We start from the raw sequence: 24,481 nt of genomic DNA, 5'->3' as shown, positions 1-24,481 counted from the left end.
TGCGCGTCGCTGCGATTGCCATCCGTCGGCCGAATACTCTTCCTGGCTGCCGAGACGTTCGCATACGACATTCGATGCTCTTCGCACGGCCCGAGTTCCACCAACGCCGCGGCGTGCGCCCTGGTGCTGTAGCCCTTGTGTACCGCGAAGCCGTAGCCGGGAAGGCGACCGTCCATCTCAACCATGACGCGGTCCCTCGCCACCTTGGCCAGAATGCTCGCCGCGGCGATGCACGCGGCCGTCGCGTCACCACCGATCACCGGGAGTGACGGCGCCGGGAGGCCAGGGACTCGAAATCCGTCCGTCAGCACGTACCCGGGACCAACCCCGAGTCCAGCGACGGCACGGCGCATCCCCTCGATGTTTGCGACGTGTACGCCGATGCGATCGATTTCCTCGGCCTCGATGAAGACCACGCTCCACGCAAGTGCGAGCCGTTCGATCTTCGGGTACAGCTCTTCGCGGCGCTTCTCGGACAATTTCTTGGAGTCGTTCAGGTCCGCCAACGACGCGTACGGCTTGGGACCGAGGATGCAGGCGGCGACCGTCAGCGGGCCTGCGCACGCACCTCTGCCTGCTTCGTCGACGCCGGCGACCGGACCCAAACCACTTCGATCGAGCGCGGCCTCCATCGTCCGCAGACCCGAGGATCTGCGGATGACGGGTCGTGGCGGCCATGAGGGACGCCCACGTGACCTGCTTGTGCTCGCTCTAGCCATTGTTGCTTCTCTTGCTCACTGCCCCTGAATGTCCGGCGAGTCGAGCGTTCCGAAGCGCGATGGCGGCAGCGCAATGAGAAATGCTTTGCCGATGACATTGTCGATCGGCACGGTGCCCATGAGTTCGTCCGAGACGTGAAAACGCGAGTCGGCCGAATTGCTCCGGTTGTCACCCATCACCCACACGTTGCCCTCGGGGACGGTGACTGCGGAGAAACAACGTCCGGACTTCAGTTCGGTGTCGCACGTGAGCACATCGGGGGTGAACGGAAAGTCCATCTGGATGTACGGTTCGTCGAGCGGCTTACCGTCGACCAGCACTCGCCCCTGATCGTCGCAGCACTCGACGGTTTGCCCCCCGGTCGCAATGACGCGCTTCACCAGGTCGTTTTCGTCGGGGGCAACGATCCCGATGAGCGAACCCACTTCCTCTGCGCCCCTGATGATCGAATTCGACGATCTCGTGGAAACGAACTCGCTGTTCCACGAGTCGGGACCACGAAAGACGATGACGTCGCCTGGCTTCGGATCGCCGAATCGGTAGCCGATCTTCTCCACCACAATGCGGTCACCGGTGCACCCCGCGCATCCGTGGAGCGTAGGTTCCATCGACTCGGACGGGATCAAGTAGACGCGCGCGATGAACGTCTGCAAGAGAAAGCTGAGAACGAGTGCCACCAGTATGAGAATCGGCAGTTCGCGCCAGAACGAGCGTGGCTTCTTCTGACTGCGTGTGCTCTTCGAGTCCTCGCTGTGCGAGTCGGGCCGAGGTCCAGGATCCTGCGAGGCATCTGACACTGGACCAGATTAGCCGCACTCGCCGTGTGGTCACGACAGCGCACCACATCACCTGCGTCCGAGAGCACAAAAAAGCGCCGCCCCGACCGTGACGGTCGGTGCGGCGCTCCTTCGAAGTCGCTCGCTTCGGAGCTACTTTCAGCGCTTTTCCTTGATCTTCGCAGCCTTGCCACGGAGATCACGGAGGTAGTAGAGCTTCGCGCGCCGAACGTCGCCGCGGGTCAAGACCTCGACCTGGGCAATGTTGGGGCTGTGCACGGGGAAGGTGCGCTCGACACCGACGCCGAACGAAACCTTACGAACGGTGAACGTCTCGCGGACGCCACCACCCTGGCGGCGAATGACGACGCCCTTGAAGATCTGCACGCGCTCTTTCGAGCCTTCGATAACCTTGACGTGCACGTTGAGCGTGTCGCCGGGGCGGAAATCAGGAATGTCGCTGCGCAGCGACTGCTTGTCCAAGAAGTCCAGAGTGTTCATCGGTTCGGTCCATCCTTGCGTTCTTCGCACGAGCAGAGGAACCGAGCGGGGTCGCGTGGCTTGGAACTGATCCCGCGGAACTCGACTGGTTCGTACTCCGATTAGGTGTGTGCCTGGTACAGGCAACCCGCCTATTGTGCCAGACCAGTCGCCCGGTCACGAAATCACGTTTACCTGCGCCCCGTCCAACGGTCTCGGAGCGGCCTGAACTGTCCTGTCCAATTCCTCCTCTGTCGCGGAGACGACATGGTCCAGGTTCGGCTTGCCCGCGACCAGATCCTGTACATAGATCTTCGCCCTGATCGCCGGCCTTCTGATCGTTCGTTCGCGCCTCAACGCGCGCTCCATCTTCTTCGGCCTCGTCGTATAGCGCCACCGTGCCCACGGCGCGCCCGGCCTGCTCAGTCGAAGCGACCCGAGAAGCAGGATCGGGACGAAGAACAGCCCGATCAGACCGGTCCAGATCTTGCCTTTCAGCAGTACGACGGCGCACAGGCCGAGATGAACGAACGCCAGCGTCACGAAACCGGCTCGAACGAGCGGGTCGGGGTCGCGTCTGATGTCGGTTACGTCGAGTAACTCGAGCGGGTGGAAGCCGAGGAGGAGCAGACCGGTCCCGGCTACCGCGACGAACACGGCGTCGACCGACGTCCGTCCCTGCTCCGACCAATAGACATCCTTGAGATAGAAGATCAACGCGAACTCGTCGAGCACCAGTGCGGCACCGATACCGAACAGAGCAGCGAGCACCGCGCCGGTCTCCCGGGTGCCGTCTTCGAACACAGCAATCAGCGAGATGCCGGACACCAGCATCAACACGATTCCGAACACGACGTGGTGAATGTGTTGGCCACCGGGGGTGATGTTGCCAGGCCACCATTTCACCTGTGCGCGAATCAACCTGACGCTCACCCGGATCAAGAGAAATCCGGACAGGAAGCCGAGCAGAAAACACAGAAGAGGCAGGCGTCCGTGCGCGATGATCTCGTGATCGAACCACCTCACGCCTGCACCCTCCTCAGTCCGTCGACACCCACCGCTCCACGAGAGTCGAAGGTACGAAGCTTACTTCCCGAACCCTGCCTTTCGGAGCGCGTCGGCCATCGACCCGCCTGCTGGTGTGCTCGCCTGACGACCACCGCCGCCGCTACCGCCGCGGTTGTCACCCTTGTGGCCCTGCTGACGATCCTGCCCGCCCGCTCGTCGTCCATCGCCGCGCGGCCCTCCCCCGGATGCGCTGCGCGGCTTGTCCTTGGCTGCCGCGCCTGGCTCGTCGTCCAGGCGGAGGCTGAGTCCTATGCGCTGGCGTGGGATGTCGACCTCCATGACCTTGACCTTGACGACGTCGCCGGACTTGACCACCTCGCGTGGGTCCTTGACGAAGTTGTGCGACATGGCCGAGACATGGACGAGCCCGTCCTGGTGTACGCCGACATCGACGAACGCACCGAAGGCCGCCACATTGGTGACAACGCCCTCGAGTGTCATACCCGGCTTCAGATCGGTGACCTTCTCGATACCAGCGGCGAACGTGGCGGTCTTGAATTCCGGTCGTGGATCTCGACCGGGCTTTTCCAACTCCGAGATGATGTCGGTGACGGTTGGGATTCCGAACCGGTCGTCGGCGAACTGCCGAGGATCGAGGGTACGCAGCAATGAACCGTTGCCGATCACCTCGCGTACCCCGACTCCTGCGGAGTCCACGATTCGGCGCACCACCGGGTAGGCCTCGGGGTGAACGCTCGAGCGGTCGAGCGGGTCGTCTCCGCCCGAGATGCGAAGGAACCCTGCACATTGCTCGAAAGCCTTGGGCCCCAGCCGCGCCACGTCCTTGAGCTTGCTGCGTGTGACGAACGGCCCGTGCTGGTCGCGGTGGGCCACGATGCTCTCGGCGAGGGACCCTGCGATGCCGGACACCCTGGACAGGAGTGGAACGGAGGCGGTGTTGACGTCGACGCCCACCGCGTTCACCGCATCCTCGACCACGGCCCCGAGGGATCGAGCGAGCAGCGACTCGGAGATGTCGTGCTGGTACTGACCGACGCCGATCGACTTCGGATCGATCTTCACCAGCTCTGCCAGCGGATCCTGGAGTCGGCGGGCGATGGACACGGCACCACGGATGGACACGTCCAATTCCGGCAGCTCGCTCGATGCGTACGCCGACGCCGAGTAGACCGATGCGCCCGCTTCCGAGACGACGATCTTGGTCAACCCAGCCGCCGGGTACTTGGCGATGAGCTCGGCTGCCAACGAGTCGGTCTCGCGGGAGGCAGTGCCGTTCCCGATCGCGATGAGCTGAACCGAATGCTTGGCTGCGAGCGCAGCCAGAGTCGCCAAAGCATGGTCCCATTTGCCCTGCGGCTTGTGCGGGTAGATCGTGTCGTAGTCGACGACCTTGCCCGTCGAATCCACTACCGCAACTTTGGTGCCGGTGCGGAACCCCGGGTCGAGTCCCATCGTCGCCCGGTTGCCCGCAGGCGCGGCCAGGAGGAGGTCCTTGAGGTTGGAGGCGAATACGTCGACAGCGTCCTTCTCGGCGGATTGACGGAGCCGCATGCGGACATCGATGGCCATGGTGACGAGAAGCTTCGTACGCCACGCCCACCGGACGGTGTCGAGCAACCAACGGTCCGCAGCGCGGCCTCGGTCGGCGATATCGAACTTCGTCGCGATTCGTCCCTCGTACACCGTGGGTACGCCGGGAACTGGCTCTTCCTGATCGGGTTCGAGCCCGAGCGAGAGCACTTCTTCTTTTTCACCCCGAAAGGCAGCGAGAATCCTGTGCGACGGCAATGAGGTGAACGGTTCGGAGAACTCGAAGTAGTCGGCGAACTTGGCGCCTTCGTCCTCCTTTCCCTTGCGTACCGTGGAGGTCAACTTTCCGCGCGTCCACATCAGCTCACGAAGTTCTCCGACCAGATCGGGATCCTCGGCGAACCGCTCGACCAGGATTGCGCGCGCGCCGTCGAGTTGCTCGGTGTCGTACTTCGTCGGATCGGTGTTCGGATCCGAGATCAGCGCGTCCGCGACGGGCTCGTGCCCTGCCTCACGGGCGATCTGAGCTTTGGTCCGACGCTTGGGCTTGAACGGCAGATAGATGTCCTCGACACGCGCCTTGGTCTCGGCCACCATCAACGACTGTTCGAGCGCCGGGTCCAATTTGCCCTGGGATCGGATCGATTCGATGACCGCATCGCGTCGTTCGTCGAGCTCACGGAGGTAGCGAAGGCGCTCCTCCAGCAAGCGCAGCTGCGCGTCGTCGAGGGTTCCGGTCACTTCCTTGCGATACCGGGCGATGAAGGGGACCGTCGACCCACCGTCGAGGAGGTCGACCGCGGCGGCCACTTGGCCCTCGCGAACATCGAGTTCTTCGGCTATGCGCTTGTTCACAGTTTTCAGAGCACTCGTCACGGCGCACGACCCTACAGCTACTGTGGGACACGTTGTTCGACGGACCAGTGTGGGAGTACTCGAAATGTCCAGGCCGATGCAAGTCCTGGCTGTATCTTGCGCAACTCTCCTTGCAGCCGTGGCCATCCTCTTCTCCGGCTGTGCCGTTCCCGACGACTCCTCTGTCGTGGACACGCAGACAACGAGCGAATCGCCGTTCCCGGATACCGACACGGTGGACGGTCTCGACCTCAACTCACGCATCCCCGAGGCCGTCGAGTCTGCGCTGGGCCGCGGCGCCGACGTCGACTTCGCACTCCTCGACCGCACCACGGGTGCCTACTTCGCCAGTGGCGACACCGAGCAGTTCGAAACCGCCTCGGTCGCGAAGCTGTTCATCGCAGATGACGTCTTGCGGGGCGCAGAAATAGCCCAGGTTCCGGTCGCAGACGACGACATGGCGGCGATGTCGACGATGTTGAGATCATCGGATGACGGCGCGGCCAACACCCTGTGGTACAAGTACGGCGGGACCGACATCATCGACCGCACCACCCAGCGGTACGGGCTGACCGCGACACAACCTCCGTGGGACGGCCTGTGGTGGAACACAACCACAACGGCTGCAGACCTGGTCGCGTATTACGCCAGGCTGCTCGACAGAGCAGGCGGGTTGTCCCCTGCGTCGACAGCAACGATGATCGGGTTGTTGCGTGAATCGACTCCCGTCGCGACGGACGGATATCACCAGCACTTCGGCATCGTCGATGCGCTTCCACTCGAACCCGTGTATGCGGTCAAACAAGGGTGGATGTGTTGTATCGCGGACCGATGGATTCACCTCTCCACGGGAACTATCGGCGTCGACAACCGCTACGTGATGGTGTTGGCCTCACACGAGGAGATTCACTACGAGGACGACATGGACCACTACCCGGACACTGCTGTCGTCGACGTGACCGACGACAGTAGCGCGCAACATGCGCGCGATACGTTGACCGGCTTCGTGACCATGCTCTTCCCGGACGGACGAATCGACTAGTCGGCCAACAGATCCGGTCGCCGTTCGGAGGTACGGGCAAGCGATTGCTGCTTTCGCCACGCCGCGATACGCGCGTGGTCGCCCGACCGCAACACCTCGGGTACGTCGAGCCCGCGCCAACTCACCGGTCGCGTGTAGCTCGGCCCCTCCAACAGTCCATCGGAAAACGAATCCTCCTGATGGGACAGCTGATTGCCGAGAACGCCTGGCAGAAGACGGACGACGGCCTCGCTCATGACCAGAACTGCCGCCTCGCCGCCGATCAGGACGTAATCGCCGATGCTCACCTCTTCGACACGAACTCGCGTCGATGCGTCGTCGAAGACCCGTTGATCGATACCTTCGTAACGACCACATGCGAACACCAGATGCGTTTCCTGCGACCATCTTTCCGCTGTGCGCTGCGTGAAAGGAACACCCGCGGGAGTCGGAACGACGAGAAGTGATTCGTTCGTGAGCACCTCGTCGAGTGCATCCCCCCACACGGTCGGCTTCATGACCATTCCCGGCCCGCCCCCGTAAGGCGAATCGTCAACAGCTTTGTGAACGTCGTGAGTCCAGTCTCGGAGGTCGTGCACACCGACGGACACGAGGCCCTTGTCGATCGCCCGACCCAACAGTGCAGTTCGGAGCGGCGTCAGATACTCGGGGAAAATCGTCACTACGTCGATTTTCACGATTACTCCGGATCCAGCAGGCCCTCGGGCGGATCGATGACGATGCCGTCGGCAAGGCTCACCGATGTAACGATCGCGGTGACGAACGGCACCAAAATCTCGGCGCGAGACCCGTCGGCGGGCCGAATGGACAGCAGCTCACCTGCCGCGGAATGCAGAACCTCGCGGACGGTCCCGACCTCGGTGCCATCGGGAAGCCGCACCGACAGACCCTCGAGTTCATGGTCGTAGAACTCGTCGGGATCCTCACTCGGGGGGAGATCCTGCGAATCCACGACGAACAGAGTGCCGCGGAGAAGATCGGCAGCGGTCTTGTCTTCGATTCCGTGCAGTCGCAGCAGAAGCCGCCCGGAATGTTCCCGGACGGCTTCGACCACGTATGGAGTCGTATCAACGCTGGCACGGGGTTTGCGCCCGTGCAGAGCGGTTCCTACGGAGAAGCGATCCTCGGGGGCGTCGGTGCGAACCTCGACGACAACTTCTCCCTTGATGCCGTGTGACTTTGCGACACGGCCGATGACAAGCTCCATCGCGCAGTACTACTGATCGGTGTCGACGACGTCGACCCGGATACCGCGCCCGCCGATACCGGACACCAGGGTCCGGAGAGCAGTGGCCGTACGACCACCACGGCCGATCACCTTGCCCAGGTCGTCGGGGTGGACGTGCACCTCGACGGTGCGTCCTCGGCGTCCGGTGATCAGTTCGACGCGAACGGCGTCAGGATTGGCGACGATGCCGCGAACGAGATGTTCGACAGCATCGGCGACAACGGCACTCACTTCTCAGCAGCCTCGGCGGCCGGCGCGTCTGCCGTCTCGGTAGCAACAGCGTCATCGGACTTCGCGGCGTCGTCGGACTTCGCGTCGTCGGCCTTGGGGGCCTTCTTCTTCTTGGCCGTGGTGGCGTCACCGAGCGGCTCGGCGTCGGCCTGAGCCAACGCAGCGTTGAAGATATCCAGCTTGGACGGCTTGGGCTCTGCGAAACGCAGGGTGCCCTCCGCGCCCGGGAGGCCCTTGTACTTCTGCCAGTCACCGGTGATCTTGAGCAGTGCTTCGACGGGCTCGGTCGGCTGAGCGCCGACTCCGAGCCAGTACTGCGCACGCTCGGAGTCGATGTCGATGATGCTGGGGTCCTGCTTGGGCTCGTACTTGCCGATGGTCTCGATCGCGCGGCCGTTGCGGCGCGTACGAGAGTCCGCGATGACGACGCGGTAGTGCGGGGTGCGGATCTTGCCGATACGCATGAGCTTGATCTTGACAGCCATGAAAATTGGAGCCTTTCGAAGTGGTCACGGCGCAATTCGGCGATGCGCATGGACTGCGCATCCGGTTTTGCGTTGATGGGTGTTGTGACCGCCGTTCGGTACGTAACCGGTGGACGGGCGAACAGCGTCCCATTGTGCCAGACGATGTACATCCAGAGTTAATCGGATGTCACGAGACCAGCAAGATCGCACATGCGGGCAGCGTGTTGTTGACCGAATGCGCGGTCGCGGACGACGCCACCGAACCGGACTTCATGCGAGCGATCCCGATGGCGAGGCCGCCCCACAAGAGCACCACGAACCGCCATCCCTCCCGGTGCCACAGAGCGAACAGGACTGCGGTCACGGCGAGCACGACCCACTTGTTGCCGAGCCAGGCGACTTTCATCGGCGCCACCACCTCGCCCAGGCCATTCCGCAGGCCCCACTTCCGCCGCTCGAGGGCGCCCCACACCATGCCTCGGAACATGATTTCCTCGCAGAACGGAGCACCGAGCCAAATCCACAGTGCCAACACGATCTTCCAGGGCAACGGGATGTCGAACAGGCCCGCGAGAGGCGCCTGGTCCTCGAGGTCGGTCTGCGACAGAACCACGAGTGCCAGCACGATTCCGCCTCCGAGAGCGGCGGCTCCCCAGGCAAAACCCGTTTTCAGCTGGCCTCCCAGCTCGGCGACCGTCGTGGGAAACCCGAAGTCGACGACGGGTCCGTTACCTCGATACCGACTGACCAGTAAGGACACGACCATCGCAACCACGCTGGGAATCATGATCGCAACGACGTAGACCCCGGCGACGCGAGTGTTCACTACGAACGGCAGCGCAAGGAATCCGGCGAGGTTGATCAGCAGTACGGCGGAAGCGGCCGGGATTCCCCATCTCTGACCTCGCCGACGACGGGTCGCCCCGACCTCTGCCCGCCAATACGTGTCCGACAATCCCGCGGACGAATGATGCACTGCGTTCATTGGCGCCATTCCGGACCAGCTCGGCTGTCGCCCGTCGCCCCCATCGGCCTCGGCCATATTCACCGAGACCGCGTGCTGGGGATACCGCGAAGGACGACGATGTCGGGCGAGGACAACACGTCGGGCCCGGTACGCGGATCCTGGGTGTAGACGAGCAGATCCGCGGGTGCGCCGTGCTCGATCCCCCGTCGACCCAGCCACTCCCGCGCCGACCAGCTTGCCGCTCCCAGCGCGTCCGTCGGGCTCATTCCGATCCCGGTGAGTGCGTGTACCTCGTCGGCAATCCTTCCGTGCCTGATCGATCCACCGGCGTCGGTGCCTGCGAAGATCGGCACGCCTGCGTCGTGGGCATGGGCGATCGTTTCGGACACTCGACCATGCAGCTCGAGCATGTGCCTCGCGTACACCGGGTATTTCGTCGCCGACGCTGCGATCGACGGGAAAGTCTCGATGTTGATGAGCGTCGGGACCAGCGCCGTTCCGTGGGCGACCATCATCTCGACGGTCTCGTCGGTCAAACCGGTGCCATGCTCGATGCAATCGATGCCAGCGGCGATCAAACCGGGTAGAGCGTCCTCCCCGAACACGTGGGCGGTCACCCGAGCGCCCTCGTCGTGCGCCGCATCGATCGCTTCCTTCACGATCTTGTCGTCCCACAGCGGCCGCAGATCACCGACACTCCGGTCGATCCAGTCACCGACCAACTTGACCCAACCGTCACCGATTCGTGCTTGCTGTCGGACAGCCTCGGGAAGCTGTGAATCGTCTTCGATGTCGACCGCAAGCCCGGGTATGTAACGCTTCGGAGACGCGATGTGACGGCCTGCCCGGATGATGCGCGGTAGATCATCCAGATCGTCGAGTGACCTGGTGTCGACAGGTGAGCCCGCATCGCGAAGGAGCAGCGCTCCTACATCCCGTTCGACTTCGGCTTGTGCGATGGACCCGGCCAGGTCCTCGTGTCCCCCACCATATTTGATGCCGACGTGGCAGTGAGCGTCGACGAGACCGGGAACTATCCATCCGTCGTCCGCCAAGGTTTCGGCGTTCGCGATCGGTCGGAGCGAGATTGTGTCACCCGAAATCCAGAGGTCGACGTACGCAGTGCCGGGTAGAACTCGGCCCCGGACGTGGAACACCGCCACTGCAAAACCTACTTCTTGGGCAGCTTCAGCTGCGATAGGTCGATTCCTTCGAGTCCCGGTGGGATCTGATCGAGTCCCTTGGGCATTCCCGACAGGTCAGGCATGCCGGGAGGCATGCCGCCCGGCATGCCGGGGAACCCGCCGCGGATCTTGGGCTGAGTAGGTCCCCGACCGCCCTTCTTACCCTTCTTGCCCTTCTTGCTACGGACCTGCTTACGCGCGCCGGGCATGCCCATGCGACCGGCCATCGCCGACATCATCTTCCGCGCTTCGAAGAATCGATCCACGAGTTGGTTGACGTCCGAGACCTTCACTCCGGAGCCGTTCGCGATTCGCAGGCGTCTGGATGCGTTGATGATCTTGGGATCAGTCCGCTCCTGAGGCGTCATGCCGCGGATGATCGCTTGAACCCGATCGAGTTGCTTCTCGTCGACGTTGGCAAGTTCCTTCATCTGCCCGGCGCCCGGGAGCATGCCGAGCAGGTTTCCGATGGGACCCATCTTGCGGACAGCCATCATCTGCTCGAGGAAGTCGTCGAGCGTGAGCTGGCCGGACCCGATCTTGTTGGCGGTCGCTTCGGCCTGCTCAGCATCGAAGTGCTGTTCGGCCTGCTCAATGAGGCTGAGCACGTCGCCCATACCGAGGATTCGGCTCGCCATGCGATCCGGATGGAAGACGTCGAAGTCCTCGAGCTTCTCACCGGTCGAGGCGAACATGATCGGCTCACCGGTGACCTCACGAACGCTCAGTGCCGCGCCACCGCGGGCATCGCCGTCGAGCTTGGTCAGCACGACGCCGGTGAACCCGACACCGTCGCGGAATGCCTGGGCTGTGCTTACCGCGTCCTGACCGACCATGGCGTCGAGGACGAACAGTGTTTCGTCCGGCTCCACGGCGTCCCTGATACCCGCAGCCTGGTTCATGAGTTCGGTATCGATGCCGAGACGACCGGCCGTATCGACTATCACGATGTCGAACTGCTTGCTGCGGGCTTCGGCAACGCCCGCGCGCGCAACCTCGACGGGATCGGCGGCCGAAATGCCGAGTTCGTTGTCACCGCCGCCGATGGACGTACCGGGGTGCGGGGCGAAAACGGTTGCGCCGGCACGTTCTCCGACGATCTGGAGCTGACTGACCGCGCCGGGACGCTGAAGGTCGCATGCGACGAGAAGTGGAGTGTGGCCCTGGTCCTTGAGCCACTTGGCGAGCTTGCCAGCCAGAGTGGTCTTTCCCGATCCCTGTAGGCCGGCAAGCATGATTACGGTCGGTGGCGTTTTGGCGAAGGTCAGCCGACGTGTCTCGCCACCCAGGATGCCGACGAGCTCTTCGTTGACGATCTTGACGACTTGTTGCGCCGGGTTGAGCGCACCGGATACCTCGGCACCCTTGGCGCGGGTCTTGATCCGGTTGATGAACTCACGGACGACCGGAAGGGCGACGTCGGCTTCGAGCAAGGCCAGACGAATTTCGCGCGCGGTGGCGTCGATGTCGGCGCCGGAGAGTCGACCCTTGCCACGCAGGTCCTTGAGAGTTCCGGTCAACCTGTCGGAAAGGGATTCGAACACCGATTGCACTCCTGAGCCGATTGAGAGTCGAGCCATGTGGTTCGAGCAGACTTACGTGGCTCCAGACTAGCGCCCGACCGATCGCTGCGTGGACAGCGCGTGCCTCTCAGGCGTTGCGCGCTGCATCGCTCCACGTGACGGACACTCCGCGAGTGGCCAACCACTCCGACGGGTCGACCTTCACACCGGAAGGATCGTGCACCTCGAAATGCAGGTGTGGGCCGGTGGACTGACCGCGGTTGCCGACTGTGGCGATGTTCTGACCGGCAGTGACGTGTTGTCCAGGTGCCACCGAGAAGGTGTCGACGTGCCCGTAAATCGTCTCGGTTCCGTCGGCGTGGAGCACCTTCACCCACAGTCCGAACCCGGATGCCGGACCCGAAGCTGTGACTTCACCGTCCGCCGCCGCCAGCACCGGGGTGCCGATGGGTGCCGCGATGTCGATGCCGCCGTGGTGGGACCCCCACCGTTGCCCGAATGTCGAGGTGAGTACTCCCGACACCGGTTGCACTGCTTGTTCCTTCAAAGGCGCAATACCTTTGAGGAGGTCTTGAGCCGCTGCCCCGACATCGGGAAGTCCCAGCGCCGCAAGGCCGGATGTGTCGGGTATTTCGATGCCCGGCGGGAGTTGCACGTTCTCGGGAAGCGTTATGCCCGGTGGTAGTTCGAAACCGGCCGGAAGTAGATTCCGGAGCTCGAACTGCTGACCGACCGAGGGAGCATCGGGCGCGGGTGCCGGTGCGGCCGTTGCGGTTCCGGCGCCCATCTGGGCAGCACCGGCGACGATCGCACCGGTGGCCGCCACTATCGTCGCGGCTCTCATTCCGGCGTCCTTCGGATCTTGCTTCGCCCTGTGGCGCCCGCGCGGTGTTGTCGAAATCTGTTGGTTCAGAACATATATGTTCGAGCGCTGGTGGGTTCCCACAGTCAGTACCTCATCCGTCGTCGGCCACCCGACCACGACGACTCGATTCACGGATCGTTCGTGGCGTGTTGCACTTGCGTACACAAATTGTTCCTGTGGCGAAGAACGTAACAAAACGGTCTCGCTCCGGAACACCGTAACCGAATCTTTATGAAAACTCACATACGACCAGTGAGACAGAACGGAATCGACGGGCTGAGCTAGGTTCCTTCGGGCTTCTCGGGCGGTTTCGGAGGTTCGGGCGCTGGGACGACCGCGAGGATCGCACGCTCGATCTCCTCTCGGGTCGCTCGACTGTCCGAACCGGTGATGTCGATGCAGAACGCATCGACCACCGAAGTTCCGAGCGTTGCCACTCGCGCCCATCGGACGTCGGCACCGAGACTTTCCAGTGCCGTCGCAAGACGGCACAGCAGACCCGGTCGGTCCTCCGCGCGTAGCTCGAGGACCACCTGCCCGTCATCGGAGCCGTCGAACCACAACACACGTGGAGGCGCCTGCGCATACATCACGGGCACCGACAGGTCGCCCTCGTCATCGAGCGGTGCTGGGAGCGCATCTCTTTCCTTGGCATCGAGCACTGCGACGAGGTCCAATTCACCTGCTTGCGCTCGAATGATTTCCTGCCTGAGCAACCCTGCCTGCGGCGGAGTACCGAACAGAGGTGCGACGGCGAACGAATTGACTGCCGAGCCGTCGTGACTACCGAGCGACGCCGAGAGCACTCGTAGCGAATGGAGCGCCAGGACACCGGCTGCGTCGGAGAGAAGTCCGGGTGTATCCGGAGCCACCACGGTGACGACGTAGGTGTGCGAGCCGTCCGTGGGCTGCAGGTCGACGTGCACGCCACCTTTCTCGGCCAATTCGATGTGGACAGGGTCGAGTGGATCGGGCGTCGGGAGGCTTTCACCGGCCATCACCATGCGGCATCGCCTGACCAGCTCTCGAATGAGCGACGATTTCCAGTCACCCCAGACACCCGGTCCGGTGGCCAACGAATCGGCCTCGGCCAGAGCGTGCAGCAATTCGAGCAGAATAGGGTCGGCCCCCAGGGTGTTCACGACGGTTTCCACGGTTACGGGGTCGTCGAGATCCCTGCGTGTCGCGGTCTCGGGCAGCAACAGGTGATGCCGGACCATCGCACTGAGCAACGTGACATCCGACGGCCACAATCCGAGTCGATTACCGATCTGCGTTGCCAATTCGGCTCCGACGACACTGTGGTCTCCTCCGCGCCCCTTCCCGATGTCGTGAACGAGAGCGCCGAGTACCAGTAGGTCCGGGCGGGCTACTCGGGTCGTCAACGCACTTGCGTACGCCGCGGTTTCGACGAGATGGCGGTCCACGGTCCAGGTGTGGACCGCATCACGAGGAGGCAGGTCACGGACCGCTCCCCACTCGGGAATCAATCGGCCCCACAACCCCGTTCTGTCCAGAGCCTCGATCGCTGCGATCGCACGACGTCCCGATCCGAGCAGGACCAACAGGTCGTTGAGCGCCTCTTTCGGCCACGGTTCACGCAGCTCGGGCGCACTGTCCGACAGCCGATTCAACGTAGATGCGGACATCGGCATACCGGTCTGTGCGGACGCAGCGGCGACCCGCATGATCAGGCCGGGATCCTTGTTCGGTCGTGCGTCGCGCGCGAGAACGACCTCGCCCGCGTGTTCGACCACTCCCTCGTCGAGCGGTCTCCTGACCGGCACACGGCGCAGTCGTGAAAGGCCGCGGCGTGGCAGCGAATTGCCTGCCGTACGCAATCCCACATCGACCGAGTAACTGATGGTCCGCGCCGAATCACTCAGTACCCGGGCCAGATCGAATCGATCACCGATCCGCAGGGCGGCACCGATCTCGTCGGCATCCTGGGCTCGGAGTTGGTCGCGGGCGCGTCCCGCGACACGATGCAACTCCGTGCGAACGTCGAGTAAGCGCCCGTGTGCGAAAGCGAGGCCACCGCCCGGCGATTCCGGCCCGAGGCCAGGCATACCGTCGGTCAGCTGTGCGATGGCAAGAGCGTCGAGAAGCTGGACATCGCGCAATCCGCCACGGCCACTCTTGAGATCGGGCTCCGCTCGATGAGCGATCTCACCGCTTCGGGACCATCGCGACCGTGTCTGGGTGATCAGTTCGTCGAACCTGGTTCGGATTCCGGTGCGCCACTCACGGCGAACGCCGCCGATGAGCAGGTTGCTCAGTTCGACGTCGCCCGCGATGTGGCGGGCCTCGAGCATTCCCAGTGCCGCGGTCATGTCGGTAGCCGCCACTTGAAGGGCCTGCGGAACTGTTCGCACACTGTGATCGAGCTTGATGTGGGCGTCCCACAGTGGGTACCAGAGTTTGTCTGCAACGTCGGCCACGATGTCGTGGCTCATGTCGTCGTGGAGAAGTATCAGGTCGAGATCGGAATACGGAAGTAGTTCGCGCCGAGCAAGACCCCCGACTGCCACGATAGCGAATCCCGAGTCCGGTTTGATGCCGAGTTCGGCACCCTTGGTGGTCAACCAGAACTCGTGCAGGTCGACCAGAGCTTGGCGCAGCGACGGTGCGTCGAGACGACGGTTGCGTGTTCCACCGTCCAGCAGCTGCTTTCGGGCGCGCGCGAGATCTGCCGCCGCATCGCTCATGCCCTTGGAAGTGGAGCCCCCCGACGTAGAGCCTCTCGAGACCGACGGCCCCGATCCCGCGGCTTTCGCCGTGGCATCGGAGCCGCCTGACCGCGACCCGTGTGGGTCAGAGCGCATCGGCGCCACGTTCTCCGGTGCGTACTCGGATGACCGAGTCCACCGGTGATACCCATACTTTGCCGTCACCGATCTTGCCGGTGCGGGCGGCCTCGACGATGACCTCGACCACCTTCTCGACTGCTGCGTCGTCGACGACGACCTCGACGCGCACCTTGGGCACGAAATCGACGGAGTATTCGGCGCCGCGGTAGACCTCGGTGTGGCCCTTCTGTCGTCCGTAACCCTGGACTTCACTGACCGTCATGCCGAGCACGCCGGCCTGTTCGAGGCCCGTCTTGACGTCCTCCAACGTGAAAGGTTTGACGATTGCCGTGATCAGCTTCATTTTCTACTTCCCTTCGGGGCTCATTCAGTGCACGGTTGCATACTGAGCGAGAACTCGCTCCTATCTCTACCCTGTCAGGCGAAGTCGTACGCAGTCTCGGCGTGTTCCGCCTCGTCGATGCCGTTGGCTTCCTCCTCCTCCGACACGCGCCAGCCGAGGGGCTTGAGAGCGAACGCGATGACCGTGGTGACAATTGCTGTGAAGATCAGTGCGAACAGTGCGATGACGATCTGGACGACGAGCTGCTTGTAGTCTCCGCCGTAGAACAGTCCGGTCTCGGACCCGAGGAAGCCGATGGCGATGGTGCCCCAGAGGCCTGCGACGAGGTGGACGCCGACGACGTCGAGCGAGTCGTCGTAGCCGAACTTGAACTTCAGTCCGACCGCGAGTGCGGAAAGAACACCTGCGACGACACCGAGAATCATCGAGCCGATCGGAGTGAGGGCGCCAGCGGCCGGGGTGATGGCGACCAAGCCTGCGACGATGCCCGATGCAGCACCGAGGCTCGTTGCGTGTCCGTCGCGGATGCGCTCGGTGATGAGCCAGCCTGCGATCGCAGCCGCAGTCGCTGCTGTGGTGTTGACCCAGGCGAGACCGGCGACACCGTCGGCGGCAAAGGCGGAACCGGCGTTGAAGCCGAACCATCCGAACCACAGAAGGGCTGCACCGAGCATGACGAACGGAAGGTTGTGCGGACGGAATGCGACCTTCCCGAAGCCGATTCGTTTGCCGATGATGAGTGCAAGAACGAGCCCTGCGATACCTGCGTTGATATGAACGACAGTGCCACCGGCGAAGTCGATCGGCGCAACGGAGGCGACGAGTCCGCCGTCACCGTCATCGGTGGTGCCGAAGATCTTGGCTGCGAGGCCGTCTTCCGACCCGGAGAGAAGTCCGCCGCCCCAGACCATGTGAGCGAGGGGGAAGTACGCCAGCGTGACCCAGATGCCGGCGAAAGCCAGCCAGGTTCCGTACTTGACGCGACCTGCGATGGATCCGGAGATCAGCGCGACGGTGATGATGGCGAACGTCACCTGGAATGCGACATCGATGATGTTCGCGTAGCCCCACGCTCCGACGATGAACTCGCCGTCGGCGTCGGTGATCGAGTCCTTCAGTCCGAAGAACTCGAACGGGTTGGCGAAGACTCCGCCGATGTCCTGCGTTCCGTACGACATCGACCATCCCCAGAGGATGTAGATGATCACGACGACTGCCATCGCACCGAAGGACATCATCATCATGTTCAAGACGGACTTCGACTGCGACATGCCGCCGTAGAAGAACGCCAAGCCGGGCGTCATCAGCAGCACCAGTGATGCTGCAATCAGCATCCACGCGGAATTGCCGGAAACCGCAGCCAAATCTGCTAGTTCGTCGGGACTCACGTACACCCTCCATATTCTTCTGCGCACCGGTTGGTCCGCCGCTTAAGAACAAAGAGTGGTTTTAAGAAGTTTCATCCATGACACTCTGGTGTTTCGCTCGTGTGAACGCATGGACCGAAACTGTTGCTAAAAGGTTTCGTGCAGGCCTTTCGTGTTTTCGAGATTTGGCTCTTCGCCCGCTTTCACCCGACTCAACCCAGCAATGCGTCCACGAATGCCTCCGGTTCGAACGGCGCCAAATCATCCGCGCCCTCACCGAGACCAACCAATTTGACCGGCACGCCGAGCTCACGTTGGACCTGGAAAACGATGCCTCCCTTGGCCGTGCCGTCGAGCTTCGTCAGGACTACGCCGGTGATATCGACCACTTCCGCGAACACCCGAGCTTGAGTCAACCCGTTCTGTCCGACCGTGGCGTCGAGGACGAGAAGAACGTCGTCGACCCGTGCCCGCTTTTCGATGACCCGCTTGACCTTGCTGAGCTCGTCCATGAGTCCGGACTTGGTGTGCAGACGCCCGGCTGTGTCGACCAGAACAACGTCCACACCCTGCTCGATACCCTTCGTCACCGCGTCGAACGCGACGGCGGCTGGGTCGGCCCCCTCCTTGCCGCGAACGACGTCCGCTCCGACACGTTCGGCCCACGTCTGCAGTTGATCGGCTGCCGCCGCCCTGAAGGTGTCCGCGGCCCCGAGGAGCACGCGGCGGCCGTCGGCGACAAGAACGCGCGCGAGCTTGCCGGTGGTCGTGGTCTTGCCCGTCCCATTGACACCTACGACCAACAGAACAGCCGGGGTGCCCTCGTGTGGCACCGCGTGAATGGATCGGTCGAGCTCCGGGTGGAGCTGCTTCACGAGAATTTCCTTCAGCAATCCGCGCGCGTCCGCTTCCGTGCGGATACTTCTCGCAGCCATTTGTTCGCGCAGGGCCTGCATGATCTCTTCGGTCGTCGACGATCCGAGGTCGGCGATGAGCAGCGTGTCCTCGACCTCTTCCCAGGAGTCCTCGTCGAGGTCGCCGCCGCCGAGAAGTCCCAAGAGACTCTTGCCGACCGCGGATTGTGAACGCGACAGCCGACCGCGAAGTCGATCGAGCCTGCCATCCGTCGGCGCGATGTCGTCCAGAACAGGTGCGCTGCCGGTCGGGGTTGGAGCCGGTGCAGGAGCCGGTTGGATCGTGGGCTCAGCGGCTGGCAGCGGCTCGGGCTCCGGGCTTGCCTCAGGAGTCGGCTCAGGGCTGGGTTCTGGCGTCGGGGCAGGTTCTGGTGTCGGGGCAGGTTCTGGTGTCGGGGCAGGTTCCGGCGTCGGGGCAGGTTCCGGCGTCGGGGCCGGCTCCGGCGTCGGGGCGGGTTCCGGCGTCGCTGCCGGTTCCGGAGTCGGACGAGGCCGCGGGGCCAGGTCGGGCTCAGCGGTCGCGGGGCCTTGGCTGAACGAGAATCCGCCACCGGCTTTGTAGCCGCCCGACCGGTCCTTGGGCGCTTCCTCGATGGTTGCAGTGTCCGAGGACTTCAGCGACACACGGCGTCGACGAGCCAGGACGTAGCCGGCAACGAGTCCGACAATCAGGATGGCCAGGACGGCCGCGACGATGATCCACGCTTGGGTACTCACGAGATCCATCCTGTCAGGACGCGTCCGGACACAGACGATCACCCTGGCACGGGTGAGGTCGTTCTCAGCTACGGAGGTGCACTCACGGTGTCGTCCTCGTCAGAGGTGACGCTCCCGATCGTCTCCACACGGTCGCGGTTCAAACGCTGGGAGATGACGGTGGTGATTCCGTCACCACGCATGGAGACGCCGTACAGGGCGTCGGCCACCTCCATCGTCGGCTTCTGGTGGGTGATGACGATCAATTGCGACTTCTCTCGAAGCTGCTCGAACAGACCTATCAGTCGCCGCAGGTTCGTATCGTCGAGAGCCGCCTCGACCTCGTCCATCACGTAGAACGGGGATGGGCGCGCTCGGAAGATGGCAACCAGCATCGCGACGGCCGTCAGTGATTTCTCACCACCGGACAGCAATGACAATCGCTTCACCTTCTTGCCGGGCGGCCGCGCTTCGACTTCGATACCCGTGGTAAGCATGTCTCCGGGCTCGGTCAGGATGAGTCTGCCTTCACCACCGGGGAACAGTTTCGCGAACACCTGGGTGAATTCGCGTTCGACGTCGAGCCACGCATCCGTGAAAACCTGCAGGATCCGCTCGTCGACGTCGGCAACGACCTCCAGAAGATCTTTACGGGCGGATTTGACGTCCTCGAGCTGCGTCGACAGGAAGTTGTACCGCTCCTCCAGAGCAGCAAATTCTTCCAAGGCCAGCGGATTGACCTTGCCGAGGGTCGCCAGATCACGTTCGGCGCGCTTCGCGCGCTTCTCCTGGGTAGTCCGATCGAACGGCATGGGCGCAGGCGCGATCACGTTCTCACCGCGTTCCTTCGCGGCCTCGTATTCGGACATCTCCAGGTCGGTCGGCGGCAGCGTGACGTCAGGACCGTATTCTGCGATCAGATCCTCGAGACCGATACCGTGCTGTTCGAGGATGGTCGCTTCGAGTTGTTCGATACGCAGTGCTGCCTGCGCGCGCGCTACTTCGTCGCGGTGGACGGCATCGGTGATCGACGCCAGCTGGCCCTGCAAAGCGCGCACCTGTTCCTTCACACGGTCCAACTCCGCCGATGTAGTGGCACGCTGCTCGGCGAGTTCGTCGCGCCGCGCTGCGGCGGCGGACACGACGCGGGCCAGGCGTTCGGCCACCCGATCCCCCGCCGAGGCAACGGATTCGGCGACAGCAGCTGCATGGCGCCGCGCGATGCCTTCTCGTTCCGCGCGGGCGCGCGCTTCGCGTTCGGCTCGTGCTGCGCGCCGGAGCGAGTCGGCCTTGCCCCGCACCGACTGTGCCCGCTCCTCTGCCGTCCTCACATTGAGACGAGCTTCGACCTCTACCGATCTGACCTCGGACAGTGCGGCCGCAGCCGCTTCGCGCGCGTAAGTCGAGTCCTCCGATTCGGGCGAAGCTGCCGATCCCGATTGCTCGTCCTCGGCCAGGCGTAATCGTTCTTCGAGTTCCGCGAGGGCTTGGAGCGCCTCCTCGCGACCGCTCTCGGCTTTCGCCCGCTGATCGGACAGTCTCGAAGACTCCGCGTGTGCCGACCGTGCCAGTTGCCCGAGGCGACCCAGCTGTTCGTACACCGCGGACATGGCCGCGTCCGACTCGTTGAGTGCGGCGAGTGCTTGTTCCGCGGACTCCCGACGGTCGGCCTGCTCGGCGAGAGCCCCCGAGAGCGCCGCTTCCAGCTCAGCCGAACGCCGTTCGGCTGCGGCGAGTTCCACCGTGGACGTGTCGATCGCCGCCTGCACTTCGAGTGTGCTCGGCTTACGATCCGAGCCTCCGGACATCCATCCGGATTCGACGTAGTCCCCGGCCTTGGTCACCGCTCGAATTCCAGCGGCCGCCGCGATGAGCATGTAGGCGTCGTCGAGCGACGCGACGATCGCCACGTCACCCAGAAGCGCTTCCAGTGACGCCGTCAGCGTGTCGGGGTACCCGACCACGTCGATCGCCCATCGAGCACCGTCGGGGAGCGTGATGTTTCTGGGCCGCTCGACACCGTCTTCCTCGAACACTATGGCTGCTCGGCCACTGTCCGTGTCGTGCAGTGCACGCACGGCATCACGTGCGTGAGCGAACGACGCGGCGAAGACTGCATCGGCTGCGGGTCCCATCGCCACCGCTACGGCGACATCGAATCCGTCCTCGACGGTGATCTTCTCTGCAAGCAACCCCGACAGGCCGGGCTGGCCCTGCTCCAGCAGCCAGCCCGCCCCGTCCTTGCGCTCCAACCCCATGGTGAGCGCCTCGATACGTGCTTGAAAGGACGCCACGCGTTTGCCCGCGACGCGATCCTCGTTCTGAAGTTCGACGACGCGCGCGTCCGCGCTCCGCAACGCAGCAACGGCGCGTTCGTAGTGGGTGTCCAAGCTCAGTTCACTGGCATCGAGGCCGGATATCTGGTCCTGCACGCTCTCGAACTCGGTCTGTGCGAGGTCGCCTCGCTCACGTGCTTCGTCGATGGCAACAGACAGCCTCGACACTTCGGCGTCGATGGAATCGGCTTTGGTTCGGTACGTGTCGACCTGCCCGGACAGCCTTGCGAATCCCTCTCGGCGATCGGCGACCGCGCGTACCGCAGCCATGTGGGCCCGCTCCGCCTCCGCCGCAGCCGCTTCCCGCTCGAGAAGTTGCTCACGTGCTGCCTCGAGGGTTTCGCGGGCGATCTCGACGGCCTCGACGAGTTCCAACTCCTCTTCGGCGACCCGCTCTGCCTGCTGTTCGAGCTCGTCGGGATCCTGACCTCGACCACCCGTTGGCGCCGAATCCAGATGGCGGGCACGCTCTTTCGCGATTCGAATGGTCGCGTTGACGCGCTCGGCGAGCGCGGAGAGCTGGAACCACGTCTGACCCGCGGCCTCGGCGCTCGGTGTCAACCGTGCAACCGACTGCTCGAGTTCGCCGAGAGCTACATTGCCCGCTTCCAGTGTGTCTTGAACCGCTGCGTACTGCTCCCGCGCGGCGGCCTCGTCCTGGGTTTGGTTGGCGAACTCCTCGCGCCGGGCCACGAGATCATCCGCGGCAAGCCGCAATCGCGCATCGCGCAAATCCGCCTGGACTGTCTGCGCACGTCGCGCGACCTCGGCCTGCCTGCCGAGCGGCTTCAGCTGGCGACGCAGCTCGCCGGTCAGGTCGGTCAACCGCGCCAGATTGGCTTGCATCGCGTCGAGCTTGCGCACGGCCTTCTCTTTGCGCTTGCGATGCTTGAGCACACCCGCGGCTTCTTCGATGAACGCTCGCCTGTCCTCCGGACGCGATTCGAGAATCGCCGCAAGCCTGCCCTGACCGACGATGACATGCATTTCGCGACCGATTCCCGAGTCGCTGAGAAGTTCTTGAACATCCATGAGCCTGCACGAGTTGCCGTTGATCTCGTACTCGCCCGCACCGTCGCGGAACATCCGCCGCGTAATGGAGACCTCGGTGTAGTCGATCGGTAATGCGCCGTCCGAATTGTCGATGGTCAGCGTTACCTCGGCGCGCCCGAGCGCTGCACGCCCCGACGTGCCCGCGAAGATGACGTCCTCCATCTTGCCGCCTCGAAGCGCCTTCGCGCCCTGCTCCCCCATCACCCAGGTGAGCGCGTCGACAACGTTGGACTTTCCCGATCCGTTCGGCCCGACCACGCATGTGATCCCCGGTTCGAAACGAAGAGTCGTCGCCGAAGCGAAGGACTTGAAGCCCTTCAGCGTCAGACTCTTCAGATGCATGGCGTTTGACAGTACCGGGTGGGTGGGACGTCAGCGCCCCCACACGCCACTGGTCACGATTCGGTAACGTCTCGCTAGCTGCTCGGCGCGTCAGCGTTCGACGAAACCGGCTATTCCCCCGCGGGGAGGGTCCCAGCTCTCGACGACGAGCGTGACCGATCCCGGGGTGGTCTCGCTGCGCAGCAGGCCCAACAGGGTCTCGAGCCGCTCGCGTGTGCCCTCGGCGACGACCACGACCCGGCCGTCGGCGTGGTTGGTTGCCGACCCGACGAGGCCGAGTTCCAGTGCGCGCGAGCGCGTCCACCAACGGAAGCCGACGCCTTGAACCTGCCCGTGTACCCACGCGGTCAGGCGTTCGTCCGTCACGATGGCGTCAGCTCGTACACCGAACCGGCAAAACTCGTGACGTACAGCGCGTTCGTATTCCACCCCGCGCCACCGAATTCGACGGAACTCGCAAGCGGCACCGATGTGCTGATCACGCAGGCCGATCCGGAACGCGGATCGATTCTCAGAACGCGCCCGGCCAGATTCTGCGCAAGGTAGATCATCCCGTCCGGGCCGACCGTCATGTCGTCGGACGCCGTGAACGGACCGAAACCGTCGACCCCGATCGTTCTGGATGGGCCGCCGGGATCGCGCGCGTCGAGAACCGAGATCACGAGGGCAGGTTCGAACGTGTTGGACACGTACAGCGTGTCACCGTCGACCGCGATACCGTTTGCGCTGCCGAGGTCGGTGCGCACCACCGCGGGTGCCTGCGGCGCATCGTGCGGGACCCGCGTCAGACCGGTGGTGGCACCGAGATTGCGCGTCGTGAAGAAGTCACCGTTCGCAGACTTCGCAAGACCATTGGGCATGACCAGTCCACCCGCGTAGCTCGACCTGATCCCGGACTGGAGATCGAACGCATCGATCGTTCCGTCGTGTAGGTCGAAAAGTCCAGCGGCCGTACCGTTTCCGGTAGCGAAATACAGCGTGTCACCGTCCACGACGAGGCCACCAGGCGAGGCTACGTTCTCCACCGCGACCGATCGGCCCCCGTCGGGGGTGAGTCTCTTAATTCTCCCCGGGCCGACCGGTGACGTCTCCGACAGGAACATCGAACCTGCGTCGTCGAACGCAAGATTCTCGAGCAGACCGAATCCCGATGCCATCGTGCTCGTACTCCACGGTGCACAGGAGGGTTCCGCCGATGCCGCCGCGGGTGCGCACACCAGCAGGGCTGCAGCCATCGCGCCGACCGCCACGGCGGCTCCCGCCCTCACGTCAGGCGTCCACGTCGATGTCGAGCGTGATGGTCGTGCCTGCCTTCAGCGTGCGGCCAACGGTGCATACCTTGTCGATGGCACGCTGAACGACGGTGAGCAAACGCTCCTGAGCTTCCGGATCGAGCGCGCTCAGATCGACTTCGAGAACTTCCCTCAGTTCCGGGTAGAGTTCGTTGTCGCGGTCCGCCTGCCCCGAGACCCGCACGACGGCGTCGTAACCGTCTCCCAATCGCCTCGACAGCGGAAGGTCGGAACTCATTCCGGTGCAGGCCGCGAGCGCGATCTTGAGCAGTTCACCCGGTGTGAACACACCCTCGACCGACTCGGATCCGATCAGCACCTCGCCGCCGCGTGAACTCTTGCCGGTGTAGCGGCGGGTCCCTGTGCGTTCGACCCAGAGCGATGTGGGAGTGGTCTCGTCAGCCATGGAAGCCGATTGTAGGGACTTACGT

21 protein-coding genes and 1 pseudogene are annotated in these 24,481 nt (G+C 63.8%); 1 reads left to right on the top strand and 21 read right to left on the bottom strand.

Annotated elements, in window-relative coordinates:
* Nucleotides 1-52: 52 nt before the first annotated feature.
* From D8W71_RS15005 to D8W71_RS14985, 5 genes and pseudogenes are all read right to left on the bottom strand, one after another.
* Nucleotides 53-719, bottom strand: a pseudogene (locus tag D8W71_RS15005) (ribonuclease HII); the annotation flags it as partial.
* A 15-nt stretch (nucleotides 720-734) separates the two neighbouring features.
* A complete protein-coding gene (lepB, locus tag D8W71_RS15000) occupies nucleotides 735-1,517 on the bottom strand; it encodes a signal peptidase I (RefSeq protein ID WP_121114368.1) in 783 nt (260 codons plus the stop codon).
* 138 nt (nucleotides 1,518-1,655) lie between these two features.
* Nucleotides 1,656-1,997 (bottom strand): 50S ribosomal protein L19, encoded by a 342-nt coding sequence (gene rplS, locus D8W71_RS14995; RefSeq protein ID WP_121114366.1) that lies wholly within the window; start codon nucleotides 1,995-1,997, stop codon nucleotides 1,656-1,658.
* Between the two features lie 156 nt (nucleotides 1,998-2,153).
* Nucleotides 2,154-3,002, bottom strand: a complete 849-nt coding sequence (locus D8W71_RS14990) for a hypothetical protein (RefSeq protein ID WP_121114364.1) — start codon at nucleotides 3,000-3,002, stop codon at nucleotides 2,154-2,156.
* A 60-nt stretch (nucleotides 3,003-3,062) separates the two neighbouring features.
* The gene (locus D8W71_RS14985; protein ID WP_201265084.1) at nucleotides 3,063-5,411 is read right to left on the bottom strand and encodes a Tex family protein; all 2,349 of its coding nucleotides are present in this window, start codon (nucleotides 5,409-5,411) and stop codon (nucleotides 3,063-3,065) included.
* A gap of 118 nt (nucleotides 5,412-5,529) precedes the next feature.
* On the opposite strand from D8W71_RS14985, the gene D8W71_RS14980 reads away from it, so the two are divergent.
* Nucleotides 5,530-6,432, top strand: coding sequence for a class A beta-lactamase-related serine hydrolase (locus D8W71_RS14980; RefSeq protein ID WP_236077444.1), 903 nt, complete (start codon nucleotides 5,530-5,532; stop codon nucleotides 6,430-6,432).
* Here D8W71_RS14980 and trmD read toward each other — a convergent pair.
* The 16 genes from trmD to D8W71_RS14900 form a co-directional block, all read right to left on the bottom strand.
* Entirely contained in the window at nucleotides 6,429-7,109 is a 681-nt protein-coding gene (gene trmD / locus D8W71_RS14975) for a tRNA (guanosine(37)-N1)-methyltransferase TrmD (RefSeq protein WP_121114360.1), read from the bottom strand. The genes D8W71_RS14980 and trmD overlap by 4 nt on opposite strands.
* Nucleotides 7,110-7,111: 2 nt before the next feature.
* A complete protein-coding gene (rimM, locus tag D8W71_RS14970; RefSeq protein WP_121114358.1) occupies nucleotides 7,112-7,639 on the bottom strand; it encodes a ribosome maturation factor RimM in 528 nt (175 codons plus the stop codon).
* Between the two features lie 9 nt (nucleotides 7,640-7,648).
* Nucleotides 7,649-7,891, bottom strand: coding sequence for an RNA-binding protein (locus D8W71_RS14965; RefSeq protein WP_121114356.1), 243 nt, complete (start codon nucleotides 7,889-7,891; stop codon nucleotides 7,649-7,651).
* A complete protein-coding gene (gene rpsP / locus D8W71_RS14960) occupies nucleotides 7,888-8,376 on the bottom strand; it encodes a 30S ribosomal protein S16 (RefSeq protein ID WP_121114354.1) in 489 nt (162 codons plus the stop codon). Before rpsP ends, D8W71_RS14965 begins: the two co-directional genes overlap by 4 nt.
* A 169-nt stretch (nucleotides 8,377-8,545) precedes the next feature.
* A complete protein-coding gene (locus tag D8W71_RS14955) occupies nucleotides 8,546-9,343 on the bottom strand; it encodes a CPBP family intramembrane glutamic endopeptidase (protein ID WP_236077443.1) in 798 nt (265 codons plus the stop codon).
* A 59-nt stretch (nucleotides 9,344-9,402) separates the two neighbouring features.
* The gene (locus D8W71_RS14950) at nucleotides 9,403-10,488 is read right to left on the bottom strand and encodes an amidohydrolase family protein (protein ID WP_121114350.1); all 1,086 of its coding nucleotides are present in this window, start codon (nucleotides 10,486-10,488) and stop codon (nucleotides 9,403-9,405) included.
* Between the two features lie 8 nt (nucleotides 10,489-10,496).
* The gene (ffh, locus tag D8W71_RS14945; RefSeq protein WP_121119252.1) at nucleotides 10,497-12,053 is read right to left on the bottom strand and encodes a signal recognition particle protein; all 1,557 of its coding nucleotides are present in this window, start codon (nucleotides 12,051-12,053) and stop codon (nucleotides 10,497-10,499) included.
* A gap of 106 nt (nucleotides 12,054-12,159) precedes the next feature.
* Complete coding sequence (locus tag D8W71_RS14940; protein ID WP_121119250.1) at nucleotides 12,160-12,978, bottom strand: M23 family metallopeptidase; 819 nt, start codon at nucleotides 12,976-12,978, stop codon at nucleotides 12,160-12,162.
* Between the two features lie 200 nt (nucleotides 12,979-13,178).
* Nucleotides 13,179-15,722, bottom strand: a complete 2,544-nt coding sequence (locus D8W71_RS14935; RefSeq protein WP_201265083.1) for a [protein-PII] uridylyltransferase — start codon at nucleotides 15,720-15,722, stop codon at nucleotides 13,179-13,181.
* On the bottom strand, nucleotides 15,712-16,050 hold the full coding sequence (locus D8W71_RS14930; RefSeq protein ID WP_019664269.1) for a P-II family nitrogen regulator: 339 nt from the start codon (nucleotides 16,048-16,050) through the stop codon (nucleotides 15,712-15,714). Before D8W71_RS14930 ends, D8W71_RS14935 begins: the two co-directional genes overlap by 11 nt.
* 74 nt (nucleotides 16,051-16,124) lie before the next feature.
* A complete protein-coding gene (locus D8W71_RS14925; RefSeq protein WP_201265400.1) occupies nucleotides 16,125-17,384 on the bottom strand; it encodes an ammonium transporter in 1,260 nt (419 codons plus the stop codon).
* Between the two features lie 245 nt (nucleotides 17,385-17,629).
* On the bottom strand, nucleotides 17,630-19,048 hold the full coding sequence (gene ftsY, locus D8W71_RS14920) for a signal recognition particle-docking protein FtsY (RefSeq protein WP_121119248.1): 1,419 nt from the start codon (nucleotides 19,046-19,048) through the stop codon (nucleotides 17,630-17,632).
* A 68-nt stretch (nucleotides 19,049-19,116) separates the two neighbouring features.
* A complete protein-coding gene (gene smc, locus D8W71_RS14915) occupies nucleotides 19,117-22,758 on the bottom strand; it encodes a chromosome segregation protein SMC (protein ID WP_121114344.1) in 3,642 nt (1,213 codons plus the stop codon).
* 90 nt (nucleotides 22,759-22,848) lie between these two features.
* Complete coding sequence (locus tag D8W71_RS14910; protein ID WP_121114342.1) at nucleotides 22,849-23,124, bottom strand: acylphosphatase; 276 nt, start codon at nucleotides 23,122-23,124, stop codon at nucleotides 22,849-22,851.
* Nucleotides 23,121-24,026, bottom strand: coding sequence for an SMP-30/gluconolactonase/LRE family protein (locus tag D8W71_RS14905; protein WP_236077441.1), 906 nt, complete (start codon nucleotides 24,024-24,026; stop codon nucleotides 23,121-23,123). Before D8W71_RS14905 ends, D8W71_RS14910 begins: the two co-directional genes overlap by 4 nt.
* A 1-nt stretch (nucleotide 24,027) precedes the next feature.
* Entirely contained in the window at nucleotides 24,028-24,456 is a 429-nt protein-coding gene (locus D8W71_RS14900; RefSeq protein ID WP_121114340.1) for an OsmC family protein, read from the bottom strand.
* Between the last annotated feature and the right edge of the window lie 25 nt (nucleotides 24,457-24,481).

This window comes from Rhodococcus sp. P1Y, assembly GCF_003641205.1.
GTDB lineage: Bacteria > Actinomycetota > Actinomycetes > Mycobacteriales > Mycobacteriaceae > Rhodococcoides.
Note: the sequence above shows the minus strand (reverse complement) of the source record. Positions and strands in the feature narration are given on the sequence as shown.

Bases quoted from the DNA above. Each gene is read 5' to 3' on its own strand.
- smc (WP_121114344.1), bottom strand. From the start codon at position 22,758: ATGCATCTGAAGAGTCTGACGCTGAAGGGCTTCAAGTCCTTCGCTTCG.
- rimM (WP_121114358.1), bottom strand. From the start codon at position 7,639: ATGGAGCTTGTCATCGGCCGTGTCGCAAAGTCACACGGCATCAAGGGA.
- D8W71_RS14935 (WP_201265083.1), bottom strand. From the start codon at position 15,722: ATGCGCTCTGACCCACACGGGTCGCGGTCAGGCGGCTCCGATGCCACG.
- D8W71_RS14925 (WP_201265400.1), bottom strand. From the start codon at position 17,384: ATGCTGATTGCAGCATCACTGGTGCTGCTGATGACGCCCGGCTTGGCG.
- rplS (WP_121114366.1), bottom strand. From the start codon at position 1,997: ATGAACACTCTGGACTTCTTGGACAAGCAGTCGCTGCGCAGCGACATT.
- D8W71_RS14955 (WP_236077443.1), bottom strand. From the start codon at position 9,343: ATGAACGCAGTGCATCATTCGTCCGCGGGATTGTCGGACACGTATTGG.
- rpsP (WP_121114354.1), bottom strand. From the start codon at position 8,376: ATGGCTGTCAAGATCAAGCTCATGCGTATCGGCAAGATCCGCACCCCG.
- D8W71_RS14930 (WP_019664269.1), bottom strand. From the start codon at position 16,050: ATGAAGCTGATCACGGCAATCGTCAAACCTTTCACGTTGGAGGACGTC.
- D8W71_RS14900 (WP_121114340.1), bottom strand. From the start codon at position 24,456: ATGGCTGACGAGACCACTCCCACATCGCTCTGGGTCGAACGCACAGGG.